Annotated in this window: 16 protein-coding genes and 1 riboswitch; of the genes, 6 read left to right on the plus strand and 10 right to left on the minus strand. The window is 60.3% G+C overall.

Annotated elements, in window-relative coordinates; translation table 11 throughout:
- Positions 1 to 189: 189 nt before the first annotated feature.
- The gene (locus tag FGQ61_RS07395) at positions 190 to 1,233 is read right to left on the minus strand and encodes an XdhC family protein (protein ID WP_138375097.1); all 1,044 of its coding nucleotides are present in this window, start codon (positions 1,231 to 1,233) and stop codon (positions 190 to 192) included.
- A gap of 9 nt (positions 1,234 to 1,242) precedes the next feature.
- Complete coding sequence (gene yqeB / locus FGQ61_RS07400) at positions 1,243 to 2,037, minus strand: selenium-dependent molybdenum cofactor biosynthesis protein YqeB (RefSeq protein ID WP_138375098.1); 795 nt, start codon at positions 2,035 to 2,037, stop codon at positions 1,243 to 1,245.
- A 102-nt stretch (positions 2,038 to 2,139) separates the two neighbouring features.
- Here yqeB and yqeC point away from each other — a divergent pair, with 102 nt between their 5' ends.
- Positions 2,140 to 2,877 carry a selenium cofactor biosynthesis protein YqeC gene (yqeC, locus tag FGQ61_RS07405; RefSeq protein ID WP_138375099.1) on the plus strand — a complete coding sequence of 246 codons (738 nt, stop codon included), beginning with the start codon at positions 2,140 to 2,142 and terminating at the stop codon, positions 2,875 to 2,877.
- Between the two features lie 113 nt (positions 2,878 to 2,990).
- On the opposite strand, the gene hydA is transcribed toward yqeC, so the two are convergent.
- From hydA to dpaL, 5 genes are all read right to left on the minus strand, one after another.
- Positions 2,991 to 4,358 carry a dihydropyrimidinase gene (hydA, locus tag FGQ61_RS07410; RefSeq protein WP_138375100.1) on the minus strand — a complete coding sequence of 456 codons (1,368 nt, stop codon included), beginning with the start codon at positions 4,356 to 4,358 and terminating at the stop codon, positions 2,991 to 2,993.
- 9 nt (positions 4,359 to 4,367) lie between these two features.
- A complete protein-coding gene (locus FGQ61_RS07415; protein ID WP_138375101.1) occupies positions 4,368 to 4,982 on the minus strand; it encodes a nucleotidyltransferase family protein in 615 nt (204 codons plus the stop codon).
- A gap of 149 nt (positions 4,983 to 5,131) precedes the next feature.
- The gene (gene ygeW, locus FGQ61_RS07420) at positions 5,132 to 6,334 is read right to left on the minus strand and encodes a knotted carbamoyltransferase YgeW (protein WP_055252229.1); all 1,203 of its coding nucleotides are present in this window, start codon (positions 6,332 to 6,334) and stop codon (positions 5,132 to 5,134) included.
- Between the two features lie 201 nt (positions 6,335 to 6,535).
- Positions 6,536 to 7,921 carry a YgeY family selenium metabolism-linked hydrolase gene (locus FGQ61_RS07425; RefSeq protein WP_055252228.1) on the minus strand — a complete coding sequence of 462 codons (1,386 nt, stop codon included), beginning with the start codon at positions 7,919 to 7,921 and terminating at the stop codon, positions 6,536 to 6,538.
- Between the two features lie 74 nt (positions 7,922 to 7,995).
- Positions 7,996 to 9,210, minus strand: a complete 1,215-nt coding sequence (gene dpaL / locus FGQ61_RS07430; RefSeq protein ID WP_138375102.1) for a diaminopropionate ammonia-lyase — start codon at positions 9,208 to 9,210, stop codon at positions 7,996 to 7,998.
- A 277-nt stretch (positions 9,211 to 9,487) separates the two neighbouring features.
- On the opposite strand from dpaL, the gene FGQ61_RS07435 reads away from it, so the two are divergent.
- Together FGQ61_RS07435 and FGQ61_RS09760 are read left to right on the plus strand one after the other, a co-directional pair.
- On the plus strand, positions 9,488 to 10,141 hold the full coding sequence (locus tag FGQ61_RS07435; RefSeq protein WP_089573552.1) for a helix-turn-helix transcriptional regulator: 654 nt from the start codon (positions 9,488 to 9,490) through the stop codon (positions 10,139 to 10,141).
- A gap of 123 nt (positions 10,142 to 10,264) precedes the next feature.
- The gene (locus tag FGQ61_RS09760) at positions 10,265 to 11,227 is read left to right on the plus strand and encodes a hypothetical protein (RefSeq protein WP_138375104.1); all 963 of its coding nucleotides are present in this window, start codon (positions 10,265 to 10,267) and stop codon (positions 11,225 to 11,227) included.
- Between the two features lie 191 nt (positions 11,228 to 11,418).
- Here the strand turns inward: FGQ61_RS09760 and FGQ61_RS07445 are convergent, their stop codons facing one another.
- Together FGQ61_RS07445 and FGQ61_RS07450 are read right to left on the minus strand one after the other, a co-directional pair.
- The gene (locus FGQ61_RS07445; RefSeq protein WP_229025946.1) at positions 11,419 to 11,988 is read right to left on the minus strand and encodes a HEPN domain-containing protein; all 570 of its coding nucleotides are present in this window, start codon (positions 11,986 to 11,988) and stop codon (positions 11,419 to 11,421) included.
- A gap of 65 nt (positions 11,989 to 12,053) precedes the next feature.
- The gene (locus FGQ61_RS07450) at positions 12,054 to 12,440 is read right to left on the minus strand and encodes a hypothetical protein (RefSeq protein ID WP_138375106.1); all 387 of its coding nucleotides are present in this window, start codon (positions 12,438 to 12,440) and stop codon (positions 12,054 to 12,056) included.
- Between the two features lie 385 nt (positions 12,441 to 12,825).
- Positions 12,826 to 12,916: riboswitch (SAM riboswitch) on the plus strand.
- Between the two features lie 8 nt (positions 12,917 to 12,924).
- On the opposite strand from FGQ61_RS07450, the gene FGQ61_RS07455 reads away from it, so the two are divergent.
- The 3 genes from FGQ61_RS07455 (at position 12,925) to FGQ61_RS07465 (ending at position 16,905) form a co-directional block, all read left to right on the plus strand.
- Positions 12,925 to 13,365 carry a hypothetical protein gene (locus FGQ61_RS07455; RefSeq protein WP_138375107.1) on the plus strand — a complete coding sequence of 147 codons (441 nt, stop codon included), beginning with the start codon at positions 12,925 to 12,927 and terminating at the stop codon, positions 13,363 to 13,365.
- 307 nt (positions 13,366 to 13,672) lie between these two features.
- Positions 13,673 to 15,487 (plus strand): hypothetical protein, encoded by a 1,815-nt coding sequence (locus FGQ61_RS07460; protein WP_138375108.1) that lies wholly within the window; start codon positions 13,673 to 13,675, stop codon positions 15,485 to 15,487.
- A gap of 287 nt (positions 15,488 to 15,774) precedes the next feature.
- On the plus strand, positions 15,775 to 16,905 hold the full coding sequence (locus FGQ61_RS07465; protein WP_138375109.1) for a hypothetical protein: 1,131 nt from the start codon (positions 15,775 to 15,777) through the stop codon (positions 16,903 to 16,905).
- 41 nt (positions 16,906 to 16,946) lie between these two features.
- Here the strand turns inward: FGQ61_RS07465 and FGQ61_RS07470 are convergent, their stop codons facing one another.
- Positions 16,947 to 17,681, minus strand: a complete 735-nt coding sequence (locus tag FGQ61_RS07470) for a 3'-5' exonuclease (protein ID WP_171021545.1) — start codon at positions 17,679 to 17,681, stop codon at positions 16,947 to 16,949.
- Between the last annotated feature and the right edge of the window lie 620 nt (positions 17,682 to 18,301).

Genomic DNA, 18,301 nt, shown 5'->3' on the forward strand with positions numbered 1-18,301 from the left:
GACAAAACAATCGGTACTATACGCGCATCGGGAGCGTATTTCCAGAAAAACCTCGTCTGCCTGCACAACTCCACAACTCCCCCGCACAAATGGATCCCAAAAAGCAGTTGCGGTGAAATAGGGACTGTTTGGCGGCCTAACAGGCTTAAACAGTCCGTATTTCACCGCAACTTATTGGTGGGGATCCGATTAGCGCTTGCGGGGGACGAGTTTGGTGCGGCGCAGGTGGATCATCTCGGCGGCGATGGAGATGGCGATCTCCTTGGGGTCCTCGGCCTCGATGGCAACGCCGATCGGAAGGTGCAGCTCGTCGATCTGGTCCTGCGTAAAACCTTCCTGCTCCAGGCGGGCACGCACAAAGGCCGTCTTGCGGCGCGAACCCAGACAGCCCAGATAGGCAGGCTTGGCACGCATGGCCTGAATCACCACGTCGATATCGGACTTGTGACCCGCCGTGGCGACGACCACCAAGTCGCGCGGACCGATGGGACACAGCTCGCTCAGGTTCTTGTAATCGACCAGGCGACGATCGTAGACACCGGGCACCCATTCGGGCGTCAACGTGCCGGGGCGGTCATCGCAGGCCACGACGGCAAAGCCCGCCGCCGTGAGCACGCGCGCCGTCGCGGCGCCCACGTGTCCGCAGCCAAAGATGTAGGTCAGGCCCTCGGGGCAGAGCGTCTCGATGTGCGCCGCGGGAATCTCGGAGGCAGCGTTGGTGTAGGTGACGTTACTCCCCTCCTCCACCAGTGAAAGCCCGGGGCAGCCCGCAATGGTATGGCGCGATGCCTCGCCATGGTACTCGGCCACATCGCCCTCGAGCGCGCTCGCGATAAACGGCTCAAAGTCGATGACGAAGTCGCCGATGCGCCGATAGACCAAGACGTCGGCAATTTCCTGGAACAACGGTGCCTGGGTCGCATCCAGATGCAGATAGCACAGGCAAATGGCTCCGCCGCAGATCATGCCGGTATCGGAGTTCTCGCCGCCCATGGTGTAGCGGACCAGACGCGACTGTCCCGCGCTCAGGAGTTCGCGCGCCTCATCCAGCGCAAAGAGCTCAATCTTGCCGCCGCCGATAGTGCCCGCCTGGCTGCCGTCGGCAAAGACGGCCATCCAGGCGCCCACGCCGCGCGGCGACGACCCCGCCGTGCCGGCCACGACCACGAGCTCGCACGTCTCGCCAGCACGCAGGGCGGCAAGCGCCGCATTCACAACATCGAGCTTTTCCATTGCCGCCTTCTATCCTCTAAAGATATCGGTGAGCATAGCGAGTGCCTCGAGCACGCCGCCGCCGACCGACGTCGCCTTGTCCGAAATGTAGTTGATATAGCTGGCATCGCCACGCGGATCGACATCGGCGCATTTAAAGCCCTCGGTCACCTGCACGCCGTTCGCCAAAAGCCCGCGCAGACAGCCATCGATCTGCGTGCGCATGGGCGTATCGCCCGCGTAGCCAATCACGTCTCCGGCGCGCACGATGTCGCCGATTGCGCGGTCGGACCGAAACACGCCGGCGGCGGGGCTGTGGATAACACGCTCTTTGCCATATCCGGCGATGACGCCCGGCACGCCCGTGTTGGGCTGGGGTGAACCTTGGGTAATGACACGGCCCAGGAAATGCCCGCGCATGGTCTCGACCACGGCGTCGCAATCGACCGGCGCGGTAAAGCCCGGCCCCACGGCGATGACGGTAGGCGCCATGTCGCGCGTGGTGCCCAGGTTGCGCTTGGCCAGAATCGCGTCGACCACAGCCGCGGGTTTAAGCTCATCGAGCATCTTGGCCTGAGGGTCCACCACGACGGCAACATCCCCCGCTTGGGTAATCTCGAGCGCCTCTGCCGGCGTCTGCGCCAAGCGAGCGCGAATGCCCTCGACCTGGACCTCGCCCAGGCGAATAGCCTCGCAAAAACTGATTGTGCGGCGGATGCACGTGGGAACCGCGATATCGGCCATAACGACCGACACGCCGGCGCGCACCAAGCGAGCGGCGACACCCGTGGCGATATCGCCGGCGCCGCGAACATAAACGAGCATTCCCGGGGCACCTCCCTGTGCTACGGTTTGAGCAGAGCAAAAGCGGTTCGACCGCTACTCTGATGATTATTTATTATCACAGTATTATACGGCGGTGAACAGATGGAAACGGTTAGCGGCAATCTTGCCTCGGCGCTCAGGATCGAGCCGGGCATTACCGCGATTATCGGCAGCGGCGGCAAGTCGACGTTGCTCAAAACGCTGGGTCTTGAGCTCATGCGCGCTGGCGGCCGCGTGCTCCTCTGCACCACCACGCATATGTTCCCCGTCGCCGGCGTGCCGTGGGACGGGTCGAGCCGTCGCCTGGACGCCGCGCCTTGGAAGCCGGGCGCCTCGCATGTCCCCGGTTGCACCTGCGAGGCATGCGCGGGCATGAGCCGCGGAAGTATCTGCCAGGCGGGTGTTTTGGACCCGGAGACGGGCAAACTCTCCTCCCCTGCCGAGCCGCTCGACCAGCTGGCGCAACGCTTTGACTACGTCCTGGCCGAGGCGGACGGCAGCAAGCGGCTCCCGCTCAAGGCCCACGCCGCCTGGGAGCCGGTAATTCCCGACGCCACGGCAAACGTTGTCTGGGTCGTCGGCGCTTCGGGGCTGGGCAAGCCCGTCGCCGAGGCTGCCCACCGCCCCGAGCTCTTCTGCGAGCGCTGCGGCTGCGAGCCCACCGACGCTGCCACCCCAGAGCGCGTCGCCATGGTGCTCAATGCCGAGCTGCGAATGCTGAACCTCAACAATGCCCGCATCATGCTCAACCAAGTCGACACGCTTGCCGACCCAACGATGGCAGATTGCTTCGAGGCAGCCCTCGGCAGCCCCATCGTCGCCACCAGCCTCAAGGGGTAGCTAATTTGGGACGGGGCTCTTTTAGCTACCCCATGTTGAGAGAAAAATCATCAGGCAGGCAAGGGTAGCTAAAAGAGCCCCGTCCCAAATTAGCTACCCTGGCGGCCTTCCTGCTAGCGGGGGACGTAGCGGCCGGGTTGGGCTCCGGTGGGCTCGCCGTCGCGTGCCACCAGCACGCCGTTCACAAACACGACCTTGGCGCGGCCATGTGCCCCAAAACCCTCGAGCGGCGTGTAGTCCACAGCTTGATGCTGTGTCGCGGCACTGATTGTCCAGCGCGCTTTGGGATCCCACACGCACACATCGGCATCGGCGCCCTCGGCAAGACAGCCCTTGCGCGGGTACATGCCAAACACGCGCGCCGGGTTCTCGCTCATCAAGCGGCACAGATCCTCGGGGCCCAGCTGGCCCTCAAAGCTCGTGGCAATCGCGACGGGACGATGTTCCACGCCGGGCCCGCCGTTGGGAATCGCGCGGAAATCGTCGCGCCCGCGGTCCTTTTGCCCGTGCAGGTTAAAGCTGCAATGATCGGTCGCAATCGTATCGATCTCGCCGGCCACAAGCGCCTCGCGTAGCGCGGCACGGTCACCGGCATGGCGCAGCGGCGGGCTCATCACATACTTGGCACCCGCAAAGCCGTCCTCGCCCTGCTCCAAGTAGCAAGTATCGTCGAGCATCAGATACTGAGGGCAGGTCTCGACATAGATGTTCTTCTGCCCGCGCGCTTTGGCGGCGCGGATGGCCTCGAGCCCCAGCTTGGTCGAAAGGTGCACCACGTTGACCGGTGCGTCGCCGGCCAGGTGCGCCAGATACAGCAGACGGCTCACCGCCTCGGCCTCGCACACGTCCGGACGGCTGAGCGCATGGCCCTCGGGTCCATGAATCCCTCGCTCGTACACGCGCTTCTGCAGTTCATTCACCAGCGTGCCGTTCTCGCAATGCACGCACAGTATGCCGCCAATATGTTTGAGCTCCTCGAGCACCTCGAGTGTCTCGGCATCGTCCAAGCGCAGGTGGTCATAGGCAAAGTAGGTCTTAAACGACGACACGCCCGCCTCGCGCATGGCCGAAAGATCGGCGCGGTTGCGCTCGTTCCACTCGGCGAGTGCCATATGAAAGGCGTAGTTGGCCGTGCAGGTTCCGCCGGCGCGGCGATGCCACTCGGCCAAGGCATCGGGCATGGTCACGCCGCGATCGGCCGTCGCGTAGTCCACGATGGTCGTCGTGCCGCCGCAGGCAGCTGCGCGCGTGCCGGTCTCAAAGCTATCGGCTGTCCAATCCATGCCGGTCCAGCACTGCATGTGCGTGTGGCCGTCGATAAAGCCGGGAAACACCCAGCAGCCCGCGGCGTCCTCGACGGTATCGCCCTCGGCCGGCTCAATCGCCGCGGCGATCCGCACGATCTTATCGCCATCCATGGCAAGATCGGCGCGGCGAAGCCCCTGGGGCGTCACGAGCGCGCCGTTTTTGATGATGATCATAATTGCTCCTTATTGATTGATGCTGTTGGCCACGCGATCAAAATACGAGCAGGCGGCGATATGCTCCGTTATGCGTCGCTGTCCCTTGGCGGTATCGACGTCCCACAGCTCGTAGGCACGCGCCTCGACCAGCACCACGTCAATACGGTCCTTGAGGATCGAACCGCCGCCGTCCTTGCCCTCAAGACGCATGAGCGCATCGAACAGTTCCGCCGGAAAGAGCACCGGGCTCGAAGGCTCACCGTTGCACGCAAGACGCACCGGATGCTTGCGGCCACGTTCGTCAAATGCACGAACCATAGCCTCAAAAGAATCCGAACTCACGAGCGGCTGGTCGCCCGGCAAAAAGAGGCAACCTTTCCAGTTGCGTTCGACTCCCCACGAAAGGCCCGCACGGACGCTTTCGCTGCGCAGCTCGCCATCGTGCAGCACGCACGGGCAATGCTTGTCCTCGCAAATCTGAGCGACCTCGGGCCAACGCGTCGAAACCACGACGTCAAAGCCCCGGGGAACCGAATCGATGGTCCGGGCAATCAGCGGCTCGCCATAGATATCGGCAAGCATCTTGTTAGAGCCAAACCGCTTGCCCTCGCCCGAAGCCATAATGACGCATCCAAGTTTCATGGTGATACCTCCCCTGAAACCATCGTACCCATAACTCGCGCCGCGGGCATCTACATCGAAAGCGCTTATCCCGCACGCCCGCGATGCAAAAAGGGGCACCCCGCCGGTTGGCAGAGCGCCCCCTTTACATGGCTTACCTCAACCCGGCTTTAGGCCTGGAACCAACGGGCGGTGTTGCGCTCGTCGAGGGCCTTGAGGGTAGCGGCGGGATCGGCAACCTTCTGCAGGAACATCATGGCTGCGATGGCGTACGGCTTGTAGCTGGCCTCCTTGTACATGCCCACGCGGTGCATGTCGAAGACGTCGGCGTTGACCTCGCCGTGCTCGCAGGAGACACCGGAGATGTCGGCGGGCAGCGGGTGCATAAAGATGGTGTCCTGGCCGTTGGCAGTCTTCTCCATGAGCTCGGTCGTGGAGCACCAATCCTGATGGGTGGCGTTCTGAGCGAGCAGCTCCTTCTCGAGCGCAGCGATGCCGGCGTCGTCGCCCTCGGCGTACAGGTTGGTACGCTTCTCCATGGCGGCAAACGGAGCCCAGCTCTTGGGGATCACAATGTCGGCGCCTTCGAAGGCCTCGGCCATGGTGTTGACCTGCTTAAAGGTGGTGCCGGACTCGGCGGCATAGCCCTTGGCGCGCTCGACGACCTCGGGCATGAGGTCGTAGCCCTCGGGGTGAGCCAGGGTGACGTCCATGCCAAAACGGGGCAGCAGGCTGATCAGCGACTGCGGGCAGGACAGCGGCTTGCCGTAAGAGGGCGAATAGGCCCAGGTAACGGCAACCTTCTTGCCCTTGAGGTTCTCAAGGCCGCCAAACTCGTTGATGAGGTAGAGCATGTCGGCAGAAGACTGCGTGGGGTGGTCGGAGTCGGACTGCAGGGAGATGAGCGTGGGACGGTGATCCAGAACGCCGTCCTCGTAGGCCTGCTGTACGGACTCGGAGACCTCGGCCATGTAGGCGTCGCCCTTGCCGATGTACATGTCGTCGCGGATGCCGATGACGTCGGCCATGAAGGAGATCATGGTAGCGGTCTCGCGGACGGTCTCGCCGTGAGCGATCTGGGACTTCTTCTCGTCCAGGTCCTGCAGCTCAAGGCCGAGCAGGTTGGCGGCCTTAGAGAAGGAGAAGCGCGTACGGGTGGAGTTGTCGCGGAACAGCGAGACGGCAAGACCGGAGTCGAAGATCTTGGACGAAACGTTGTTCTCACGCAGCTCGCGCAGGGCGTCGGCGACGATGTAGAGCGCCTTAAGCTCATCGGTGGTCTTGTCCCAGGTGTGCAGGAAGTCGCTGCCGTACATACCCTTAAAATCGAGGCCGTTCAGCTGCTCGACGAGCTCGGTAAACTTAGCGTCCATGGAAATGTCCTTTCTAAAGATGAAACGATCGCAATGAGTAGATGTGCTCCGCCATGCGCGTGTGGCTAGAACATGCAGAGCACCATGACGAGGACCCGCCACCGTTGAGGAAGCATGGGAGATAACGACCGCGGGCCCCAAGTCAACAGGGGGTGCCGGGGACACGAGCGGCCCCCGGCTCAACAAAATCGAGGAATGGGACTAATCGATCTTGTTGTTGGTCAGACCGGCGCGGAACACGGTGGCATCGCCATCGGCCTGGCTCGGATCGTAGAGGTTCAGGGCAGCCACGTACATGGCGGCAGCGGTGACCAGGTCGTCCTTGTAGGTGACCTCGTTGGGAGCGTGAGCCTGAGACTCGGCACCCGGGCCAAAGCCCACGCAGGGGATGCCGTAGCGGCCCTGGATGGAAACGCAGTTCGTGGAGAAGGTCCACTTGTCGCACAGCGGGCGACCGGTGCGCTTGTCCATGCTGGGCTCGCAGCCGATGCGCTCGTCACCAAACATGGCCTTGTGGGCGTCGACGAGGGCCTTGACGTGCGGAGCGGTCTCCTTGTTGATCCACGTGGGGAAGTAAGCCTCGGTCTCGTAGACCTCGCCGGTCCAGGACGGACGGTCGTACATGTACATGGAGACCTTCACGTCGTCGCCGTACTTCTTGGCGGCCGGCAGGTTGCGGATCTCGTCCAGGCAGGACTCCCAGGTCTCACCGGCGGTCATGCGACGGTCGATGGAGATGGCGCAGGAGTCAGCGACAGCGCAGCGGCTGGGACTGGTGTAGAAGATCTGGCTGACGGTGCAGGTGCCGCGGCCCAGGAAGCGGGCATCCTCGAAGTGCTCGGGGTTGTACTTGGGGTCGAGCATCTTGACGAGACCCTTGATGTCGGTCGACTCGTCGCAGCCGTTGTTGTTGAGAGCGCGGACGTCGGCGATGATGTCGGCCATCTTGTAGATGGCGTTGTCGCCGCGGTCGGGAGCGGAGCCGTGGCAGGAGGTGCCGTGAACGTCGACGCGGATCTCCATGCGGCCGCGGTGACCGCGATAGATGCCGCCGTCGGTGGGCTCGGTGGAAATGACGAACTCGGGCTTAATGCCGTCCTTGTTGTAGATGTACTGCCAGCACATGCCGTCGCAGTCCTCTTCCTGGACGGTGCCGACGACCATGATCTTGTAACCCTCGGGGATGAGGCCCATGTCCTTCATCATCTTGGCAGCGTAGGTAGCGGAAGCCATGCCGCCCTCCTGGTCAGAGCCGCCGCGGCCGTAGATGATCTCGTCGGTCTCGTAGCCCTCATAGGGATCGGCGTCCCAGTTCTCAATGTTGCCGATGCCGACGGTGTCGATGTGGGAGTCGATGGCGATAATCTTGTCGCCCTCGCCCATAAAGCCCATGACGTTGCCCAGGCCGTCGACCTTGACCTCGTCATAGCCAAGGCTCTCCATCTCGGCCTTGATGCAGGCAACAACCTCACCCTCCTCGCAGGACTCAGAGGGATGGCTAATCATTGCGCGAAGAAAACGCGTCATATCAGCACGGTGGGACTCAGCAGCAGCCTTGATAGCGTCGAAATCGAGTTCTTTAGCCATTGTTCATAACCTTTCAAACGAAGGAATCTACCTGTGAGGTGGCGGAGCGATACCTATTTACTCCGCCCCAACGATTAGCAAGTGGGATATTCGCCTTCCCAAACAATGCGGCGATACTGGTCGGGATCGGTGTCGCCCTCGGTGGAGAAGCAGAGCACGGAGCTCGTCTTGTCCAGGCCGATGAGCTCCTTGAGCTCGGCGTACTCGGGATCGAGCATGAGGGTCTCGACCAGGCCGGTGGTCACAGCGCCGGACTCGCCGGAGATGACGCGCGGGTCGCCCTTCTCGGGGGCGCCTAGGGTGCGCATGCCGCGAGCGGTGACCCAGTCGGGGCAGGACACGAAGGCGGTAGCGTGGTTGCGCAGGATATCCCAGCCCAGGATATTGGGCTCGCCACAGCACAGGCCGGCCATGATGGAGGGCATGTCGCCGTCCACGATGCGCGGGTCGCCGTCGCCGGCGGCAGCGCCCTTGTACAGGCAGGCGGCCGGAGCGCACTCGACCACGACGAAGGTGGGCGGGTTATCGGGATACAGGTTGGTGAAGTAGCCCACCACGGCGCCGGCGAGCGAACCCACGCCAGCCTGGACAAACACGTGCGTCGGGCGGTTGATGGCCATCTCGCGCAGCTGCTCGGCAGCCTCGGAAGCCATGGTGCCGTAACCCTCCATGATCCAGGACGGGATCTTCTCGTAGCCCTCCCAGGCGGTGTCCTGAACGATGACGCCGCGCTCGCAGGCGTCGGCCTCGGCGGCGGCCATGCGCACGCACTCGTCGTAGTTGACCTCTTCGATGGTCACCGTGGCGCCCTCGGCGGCGATGTTATCGAAGCGGGGCTTGGTGGAACCCTTGGGCATGTGCACGACGGCCTTCTGGCCGAGCCTGTTGGCAGCCCATGCCACGCCGCGGCCATGGTTGCCGTCGGTGGCGGTAAAGAAGGTGGCCTGGCCAAAGTCCTCGGCCAGCTGATCGGAGGTCAGGTAATCGAAGGTGCAGTCGGCAACGTCCTTGCCGGTCTCGTCGGCAATGTAGTTGGCCATGGCAAACGAGCCGCCCAGGACCTTAAAGGCGTTGAGGCCAAAGCGATAGCTCTCGTCCTTAACGCACAGGTTGGATAGGCCCAGGCGCGCGGCCTGGCCGTCCAGGCGGGCAAGCGGAGTGACGGTGTACTGGGGGAACGACTGGTGGAAGGCACGGGCCTTCTTCACGTGGTCGAGACTCATGATTCCCAAGTGCTTGTCATCGCTCTTGGGCATCGTGTTGCTCGCCCACTGGATCTTATCGGCCATACGGTGAACTCCTTAAGTCCTCTCTTGCCGGCCCCCGCATACGCGTTTCAGCCCGATCCCATTCACACGGCTGAACTTTTATGTGGATGCCAAACAAAAAGTTTGTTAGTACTGTTCTATCACACTTTTTGATTGGCATACCTAACGAATTGTTTGTTGCCGTAATCGGTACTTTTTCGCCGCCGAACGGTCATGAATTGCCTTGTTGATGGATTTGTTTGCGGCCAAGTGTGGTTTATGGCAAAGTGTGCCCAAACTAATTTTTAGGAAGGCAACCATGACCCCCGCACAGATTGAGTTTTACAAGCGCCTAGCACACGGCCTGGCGCTCCAATTTGGCCCCAACTGCGAAGTCGTCGTCCACGACCTAGAGACCGAGGACGTGGACCACTCCATCGTAGTGATCGAAAACGGCCACGTCAGCGGGCGCAAACTGGGTGACGGCCCCAGCCATATCGTGTTTGAGTCCATGCACGAGGGCGCCACCGACGTACACGACCGCGAGCCATACCTCACCAAAACAACCGATGGCAAGCTGCTCAAGTCCTCTACCATCTTTATCCGCAACGACGAGGGCAAGCCCGTCGGCATTTTGGGCATTAACTTTGACATTACGCTCATGAAGGCTTTTGAGCGCTCGCTCGATGCCTTTACCGGCACCGGCGGCACGGGCTATACCGAGCCCGAGCCCATTACCAAGAACATCGGCGACCTGCTCGAGGACCTGCTGCACGAGTGCGAGCAGTTTGTGGGCAAGCCCGCGGCACTCATGACCAAAGACGAGCGCATTCGTGCCATTGGCTACCTCGACCGTCGCGGTGCCTTCCTCATTTCCAAGTCGAGCGAGCGCGCCTGCGAGTTCTTTGGCATCTCCAAGTACAGCTTCTATAGCTACCTCAATGAGGCCAAGGCGGCGGCCGGCGACAAGTAAGCGCTCGCCTGGATTGCCCCTCCCCTTTTGGGCGCGAGTTCTGGAAAGCACGAATCCAAGACCGAGCAGCTTGGGAAGTTCCATATAATCGATGTCATTAGTATTTCGAAAGGATGGAACAGAATGGCGTTGAGCAAGGCATCATGCACCGGTCGCGGATTGATTCCGGCAATTGGTGGACATGTGCACCGCATGTTCGATGAGGGTGAAGACGACCTGTTTTCGCTGAGCCTTGACGACGTGATGGATGATCGCCCGTGGACCGCCGACGAACTCATGGGCGGCGGGGCTCGCCCGTCAAACCCCAATCCCGCACTTGCGCCTAAGCCCGCATCTGCGCCGACCCCTGCGCAGTCGCCCGCACCCACTTCGGCGCCCACGCCCGCTCCCCGCCCCGCAAGCGACCCGTCCGAGACGGCGGCATTTCTCGCTGCAGCGACGCAGGGCAAATCGGCCGACGGCACCGTTATGTATAACGCCCAGCAGTTGCCCGTTCCTGCGGCGCGCAAGCCTCCGGTCACAAGGCTCGATGAGCCCGTTGCCCATCAGGTTGCCCACGATTCCTGGGCTGCAGCCGATCTGGATGAGACCTCTACCGGCATGCCGGCGCTCGATGTTCCAGTTAACCCGCTTTTTGCCGCCAACACGAGCGCCGCGGACTATGAGGGCGGTGAGGCATATTCCGATTATTCCGATGGCTATGCTGGCAACGGTCGCATCGAGACCGAGGATTATGGCACCGCATCGAGCGATTATCTCAACGATCCGTACGCTGCCACGCCTGCACCGGAATATGACCCGGAGGCCGCATCCGCACCGGCGTATACCAAAAGCACGGGCGAAGAGCGCTTCGCCGATTATTACGCCGAGGAAAAGGCGCTGCGTTTCTCGGAATTTCCGCAGGCAGTCAAGGTTGCCTTTATCGCCATTATCATTGCCCTGCTCGGCGTCATTGCGTTTGAGGGATTCCAGCTGTTCCGCGGCCCCACCCAAGCGGAGTCAGAGACCCAGCAAAAAGAGGACGATAACCAGTACCTGGACATCAACACCCTCAAGGGCGACCCCAACGACGGGGACGACGAATAGCGAGAGCTGAAGGCAGCCGCAGGATCTCGCATTCAGCATCGGCTTCTAAGTGCTGTTTTGTCATCCAGCTATACTTTTGGTATGTAAAATAAGTAGTTGGAAAAAATCAAAAGCTATTTCGATTATCGGCCTAATACAACCATAATTCCAACCAATGGTTTTAGAAACGGTATTTAGCGGTTCCCAACCATTTATTTACCGTTCTCGACAATACAATCAAAGTCAATCAGTTCAAGCTGCTCTACGAATTTCTCCAAATACGAAACGACTTCCTCGTTGTTGACGAATAGCGGCCTGTCTTGCGTTAGCCTGCCTGATTTGTCCTGCGGATAGCGGAGACTGATGCCGTTGTTATCGATGTCAGCAACGGCTTTTACGAAAGCACCCATGTTCTTGATGGTTCTATTGTCCTCACGGCACTTTTGCCTCGGAAACCTTGAGAGCAAAGAGTTCCACAAGCTCGTGAGGCCATGATCTCTCTTAGGCTCAGCTCCACACCTTTTTATCGCCCTTTTAATTGCAAGCTCAATACAGTGCCTTGTGAGGAACATTACCGGAATCGCGTAGGAATACTCCAGCATCAAATACATACCAGGCTTGTCGATTGCTTTCCTCCCAGCGGCCGCAAGCTCCTTTGCGGCATTGAGGAAAGATCGTATGAACTCATCATCGAACCTATCGGCTTTAAACTCGTCCTTCATCAAGGCAGACGAGTCCAACAGCGAGAAATCCCTCAAAGTGGGGTCGTTGAAGCCATCCATCTGAGACTTCATGACTTGTTGGCTCATGTATTTAGGAAACACATGGTCATTGAACACACTCTCCATCAGAGAATCTCTCCCGTTTTCGCGTCTATCTTCGCTCCCGACCTCGAGCCGATGAACTCATCCACCATCTCGTCGTCGCGGTCGGGCCCGGTCACGAAGAGCGGTCCCGGGACGTCGACGCGCGGGCCAATCGTCAGGCCGTTGCTCGCGATGATGCGATCGAGGTTCTGTCTACGGTGGAGCGAGCGGGCCCGTAGTGTGTCGAAGGAATAGCCCCGGCCCCGCACGTCTGTCCCGTTGATGAGCCTGTTGGCGCACTCGGCGTAGCCGTTCGAGATGCGGCTCGGGCAGTTCCCAGTAGTGTCGGCGGGGCGAAACACATCGTGCACGTAGTTGGCGATACCCAAAATCTCGTTCACGTAGTCGAACGCGGACTTCTCGGCCATGGTCGGTCCTCTCTGGCAAAGACGATTTCAGCCAGAGATTTTACAAGTTCAATGAGTTGCTTCGCTTTAAATCCAACCATTGGCTTAACAAAACGGTAGGATGCTTTCTTCAACCAGAAAACTAACAAACCCAACCAGTTATTTTACATACCCTATACTTTTCCGGATAATTTGCCTATCGAATTAGACACTTTTTTCCCGAAGTTTTAAGGTGCCTATTTCGACACTTTTCCGTACTTTTACACGGCTGATTTCGACACTTTCCGGATGAAAGCCGAATAATCACTTGCGAAACCAACGCCGTTCACACGTCATTTCGCAGGCAGCGCTTGATTTCTGTCCGCACACGTTGATAGACTTCCTCTTGCCCGCAAGGAGCGGGCGCGTTTTATCCAGAGTCGGGGTAGAGAGTTGGCTCCACGATCCCGACGCCAACCGGCCAAGAGGCACGGTGGCCCTGCCAACATCGATGAAAGGAATCCGTATGGACAATTTCTCTGTGCGCAGTAAGCGCAACTTCCACAACCTGGCAGCCAAGCCAAAACGAATGCATCTTCTGGACGAGCCGAACGGCTACGCCTCGGCCATGGTCAAGAGCAGCCTCTCCCACCAGATGCGCTTTATGGTACAGAAGCTCGAGGAAAAGCTCTGTGCTGCTGGCAATCCGCATGTGCTGCAGATTAAGCTGCTCGGAGACGACTCGCGTGAGCCGTCTAGCTGGAAGCTTTTTGCCGACGGTGAGTGCATCGCGGACGGCTCGGGTGACTTTGCCCGCGAATGCTTCTGCGAGGGAGCTGAGGTGTTTCTGGACCTGTGCCGCGACGCCGTACGCACAGCTGAGCTGCGCCAGTGGAGTCAGAGGGAGTACGAGCTGTTGAGTGCGGCCCGCGGGATTGCGGGGGGTGTAGGAGCAGAAGCCTCATGACGGTGGCCTCAGCTGGAATGACGTATCGCTCGATAAATGATCTCAACAACGTAGCCGATGCGCTGCATTTCATCTCAAAGGCATTGAGCGATCGGGCGGCGTCTAGCATTTCTTTGATATCCCCAATTGATTGTTCCGAGAAAGTCTCTTCATGCCCTCATAATCGCCCTTACGAGAAACTTGGGCGAGACAGGCGTCCATATGCCGTCTCTAAACTAACGAGCCGTTCGCGGAAAGAACATCTGGCTAACGTGGGCCAAAGATATACTGGTATCGTTGCAGCAATTATGGAAGATCGGTGCCGCCAATGACCTCCTTGAAATTCCCCAGGCGCTTTGCACTTAGCCTGCTCGTCCCGTTGTCCGCCGCCGTAGCGCTGGCTTTGCCCTCAACCGCCCTCGCCGCGTCAGACCCGAACCCGCCCAGCATATCCAACGTGACGATATCCGCAACGGTCGTCACGGCAGGCTCCACGCTGCGTGTCGGCTACGATGTGGACGACCCCGATGGGGTGCGGTCAGTCACGCCGATAGTCGAGGTCGTCGTCGATAGCGATGACGGAGGCCAAGGCAACAGCTCCCGTCTCGCCTTCCAGTCGACCGGCGACACGACCGCGGGCTTCGATATCCCCACCTCCCCGAGCGACCAGCCCTGCAGGTATCGCATCATCGGCCTCGGCGTGACCGATAGCCTTGGATGGGTTACCGATGTCTACGACGCGGCGTATGCCGAGGAGAAGGGGCTCGACTGTCCGACCTTCGCCACCAGCCCTCTCGTCTATGAGGTGACCGAGGGGCCCGCGGACCAGAACCCGCCGACCGTGTCCTCCGTGTCGCTCTCGAGCAGGGAGGTCGCGACCGGCGCCGACTTCCACATCTCTTGGTCTGTCGCGGACCCGGACGGCGTTCGCTCCGTTTCCCCCATACTGCAGCGGGGCTGGGAGGATAAGGACGACGGCTGCTCCGTTTCGTCGGCCTATTATCACGGAGGCTCGTCTATCGACGGGTTCGACCTCACATTCGACAGTAATAGGATCGGAAGGCACAGGCTGATCGGCCTTTCGGTCACCGATGACCTAGGGTTCGAGACCGATGTGTACGAGAGTTCCTACGCCAGGGCCAACGGCATCTCGGGCGCGACTTTCTCGGTTGCCGACCCGAGCGAGCTGTGCTTCGAGGTGACCGGCAGCGCGATCGACCGGAACCCGCCCACGGTCTCGAACGTTTCCATCTCCGCGAAGAGGGTCCCTGTCGGCGGGGTCCTCCGTATCTATTGCAATGTAGGCGACGCGGACGGCGTGAAGTCTGTCTCCCCGATCCTCGGCGACCCCGGCTATGTCGAAGACCCGAACTCGGCAAAAACTCGCAAAATGTTGAGCTGCAACTACGATGCGGCAAGAGGCTATATCGAAATCGAGTTCCCCACGTCGCTCTCGATGGGCTCGTTTGAAATCCATGCCCTCGCGGTCCTCGACAAGGCGGGTCATGAGACCTTCGTCTACAGCTCCGCCTACGCCGAGCGTAACGGCAAGACCGGCGTTCAGACCTTTGATGTCGACGACGCGGGGGACGTCACCTTTGACGTGACCGCCCCGCTGTATGCCGCCACCAAGGGCAACGGACAGGCGTATGCAAAGGACGGCGGGGTCGGCCTGACCTTCCGCTTCAGCGGTCCTCTCGATGAGTTCGCGCGTCTCCTTGTGGACGGAAATGAGGTCTCCGCTGAGAACTACACCACAACCAAGGGCAGCACGATTATCGAGCTCAGGCCGGCCTACCTAGACACGCTCGCCGCCGGCGGACACACCGTCACGGCTGTCTGGAAGGACGGGACGTCGACCGATGCGTCCTTCACCGTGGAGGGGAAGACCCAAGGGGAGCAAGCGGGCGGCAAGACCGATGTAGATTCACCCGGCGACAACAAAAGTGATCCTGCCACTCCTGAAAAGGACGCCGACGAGGCGTCTACAAAAAGGTCGGGACACACGACAGCCGATGAACCAAAGCTCGCCACAACCGGCGACTCCGCTTGGATGGCCAGCATCGCATTAGCCATGGCGGCCACGGCCTGCTTCACGGCAGCGAGAAGGCTTGAGCCCAAGCAGCATAGGCACGAACAGTAGCTCAAAGCGAACTCAACTGGGAGGGGCAGATGGATAGCCGTCCTTCTCTTACAATCAACCCAATCCGCTGAAATGCAATCAGTTAACGATTTTCGCCAGATGCTCGGTCTCTACCCCGCTCTGGCAAGCCACCAGGCGATGAGATAATGCCCACGACTATCAACGTAAGCAAGGAGCGCGCTATGGCAGACAACGAGATCAAACCCTCGACGGACGATGGCCGAGAAGAACTCGTGGCAAAACAGCTCGCATCCACCAAAATCCACCTCGCGCTCACCTAGGAGCGGGTGGACGTCTCCAGCGCCATCAAGCTCCCACTCGAACGAGTCCCCCAGCTCGGCATAGCGCTCGCCTCACTCCCCTCGACGTTCCGTACCGTCTCCAACACAGTAAGCGTGCCCATGCTGCTCCAGCCGACCGATAAGCTTGGCAATCCGCTTGACCCGTCGATACTCCAATCGTTCAAGGACGGCAGTGGCCTCATGGGATCCTATCGCGATGCGGCCAAGGGTTTCGGGCAGGCGCGCTTCCACGTAGTCGAGGGCGACATCGCCACAAGCGTCACGCAGGTGCCTTACGATCCAACATCGCTATTCATGGCAGCCGCAATCGCGCAGATAAACCAAAAGCTCGACTCCATCCAGGAGTCCGTCGACGAGATGTTCGAGTACATGCGTCAGCGCGACAAGGCCAACATGCGCGGCAACCTCAAGACGCTCGCAGACATCCTCAACGGTTACGGCCTCAACTACAGCAACGCCACCTACATGGCAAACGCCCATATGAAGGTGCTCGACATCAAGCAGTCGTCCGCGCAGGACATGGAACTCTTCCGCTCGCAGGCGCAGGCAGATCTGAAAAAGAAAGGGTTCATCGAGGTGCGAGACGGCTTGGGCAGACGCCTCGACAAGGTGCTCGAATACCTCAAAGACTGCCAGCTCGCCACCTACATACACGCATTCTCGCTGTTCCTCGAACCCATGCTCGCCCAGAACTTCGAGCCCGCAAAGCTCGCGGATGCCACCGCGAAGATCGAGGCCGATTCGCTCGCGTACCGTGAGCTCTACACCGAGTGTTACGACGCCCTTGAGGCAGGAACTGCCGACACCGTCGATTCGGCGCTGCTGGGCGGTATCGCATCCGCGGGCAAGCTGCTCGGTCACGCCATCGCAAAGACCCCCGTGGGCGACCATACACTCATCGACGAGGCGCTCGAGGGCGCGGGAGAGGACATCGGCAGGTTCAACGACAGGCAATCCGAGAAACTCCTCGAGAAGCTCCATCAGGCAAAGACGCCCGACGTCGCGCCGTTCAAGCAGAGCGTAAAGGAGATCGACACCCTCTACAACCGCCCCACGCAGATCGCCGTGGACGCCGAGAACGTCTACATCTTGCCTGCCAAGCAGCAGGAAGAGTAGCGATACGCGACAAGCATGCGCCAAGCAGACAGCTAACGCCCCTACCTCCCCTCCGCCTTCAGCCTCAGCAGCAGGTCGCCCAGCTCAGGGCACTTGCTGGAGAAGCGCGTCCGGGCTCGCTCGCCCATCCTCCATCGCTGGCGGATCTCCTGGGCACGCGGACTCACGCGATAGTTCCCGTCCATCACTTGCTTGAGCAACTTGGCGGCCACGCGCGCATCGGCTAGAGCGCTGTGAGCGTGGCCCGTCGACTCGTCAAACTCGATGCCAAACCACGTTGCCGCGTCACTCAAAGAGACGCGCCCGTGGCTGCCCACGTCCATGATCGAAGTGTAAAACGCCTGCAGGTCGGCCCAGTCCGTAGGAAATGCGGCAAGGTCGATGTGCTTTGCTTGGCACTCGGTCAAAAGCTGTCGACGATCTGCCCCGCTCCAACAGACCACCTGGGCGGAGTAGCGACCAATCCAATCGCTGAGCCTTTTGATCACCACATAGAGCGGATCGGCCATCGCGGTGTCCACGGCCGATATCCCCGTAAGCTCGCGGACGGGGAACGCAACGCCTTCGGTAAATTCCGTCTGCACAAACTGCGAGAACTCGCCCATAACGTTACCGTGGTAATCGAGCTTGACGGCGCCGACCTCGATAATCTCATTGCGCAGTCCACGTCGCTGGCGCTGCTTTGGCACCAGCGCAAACTCAAAGTCCAGCACAATCTGGCGCGCAAAGTTCGTCGTATCGATAGCCGAGATGCACGGCGTCTTTTCAGCTGACACGGTTATGGCCTCTCTCCGTCAAATGCCGCTCGTTACATAAGCGGCTACATTGCCGTAAGGATAGGCGCTCGTGCGGACATGAAAGCGGGGCGCAATACCATGCGCTGGTCGCACGCCATGCAGACGGCCCCAAGAGAATCGCCCGCTCTATTCAAATGCATGAAAAAGATTTAGGCCCGGTGACTTGAATCAGCGGTCATCCCGGGCCCATCAATATGCAGTGTACCTACAGAGGGCTGGTTAATCAAACGGGCTTTCGGTGACGAAGACCTGCGCGTCTATCCCCAATCGCCCAGCGCCGTCTTCTGCCGCCCTTACGAAAGGCTGCTATTCGAGGGAATCACGTTGCTGTTATTATCGAACATATATTCGTATTTATGACCGCGCTTTGATAGAATGGCAGTTGTTGACGGCAGTTCCATGTGCCGGGCAGCGCCCTCCATGCGACGGGAGGTGATGCCCATGACCGATCTGATTGATTTCGTGAAGCTCCTGACCGCTTTGGTCTCGCTCCTCACGGCGCTTATCGGACTTTCCGAGGCACTTAAGCAGCGTACGAAGCAAAAGACGATATGAGAAAGCCATTGGGGTCGCCTCCCCCGCGTTGCAGTTTCTTTCCG

It is taken from the genome of Collinsella aerofaciens, from assembly GCF_005844325.1.
In the GTDB taxonomy this organism is placed as follows: Bacteria; Actinomycetota; Coriobacteriia; order Coriobacteriales; family Coriobacteriaceae; genus Collinsella; species Collinsella aerofaciens_G.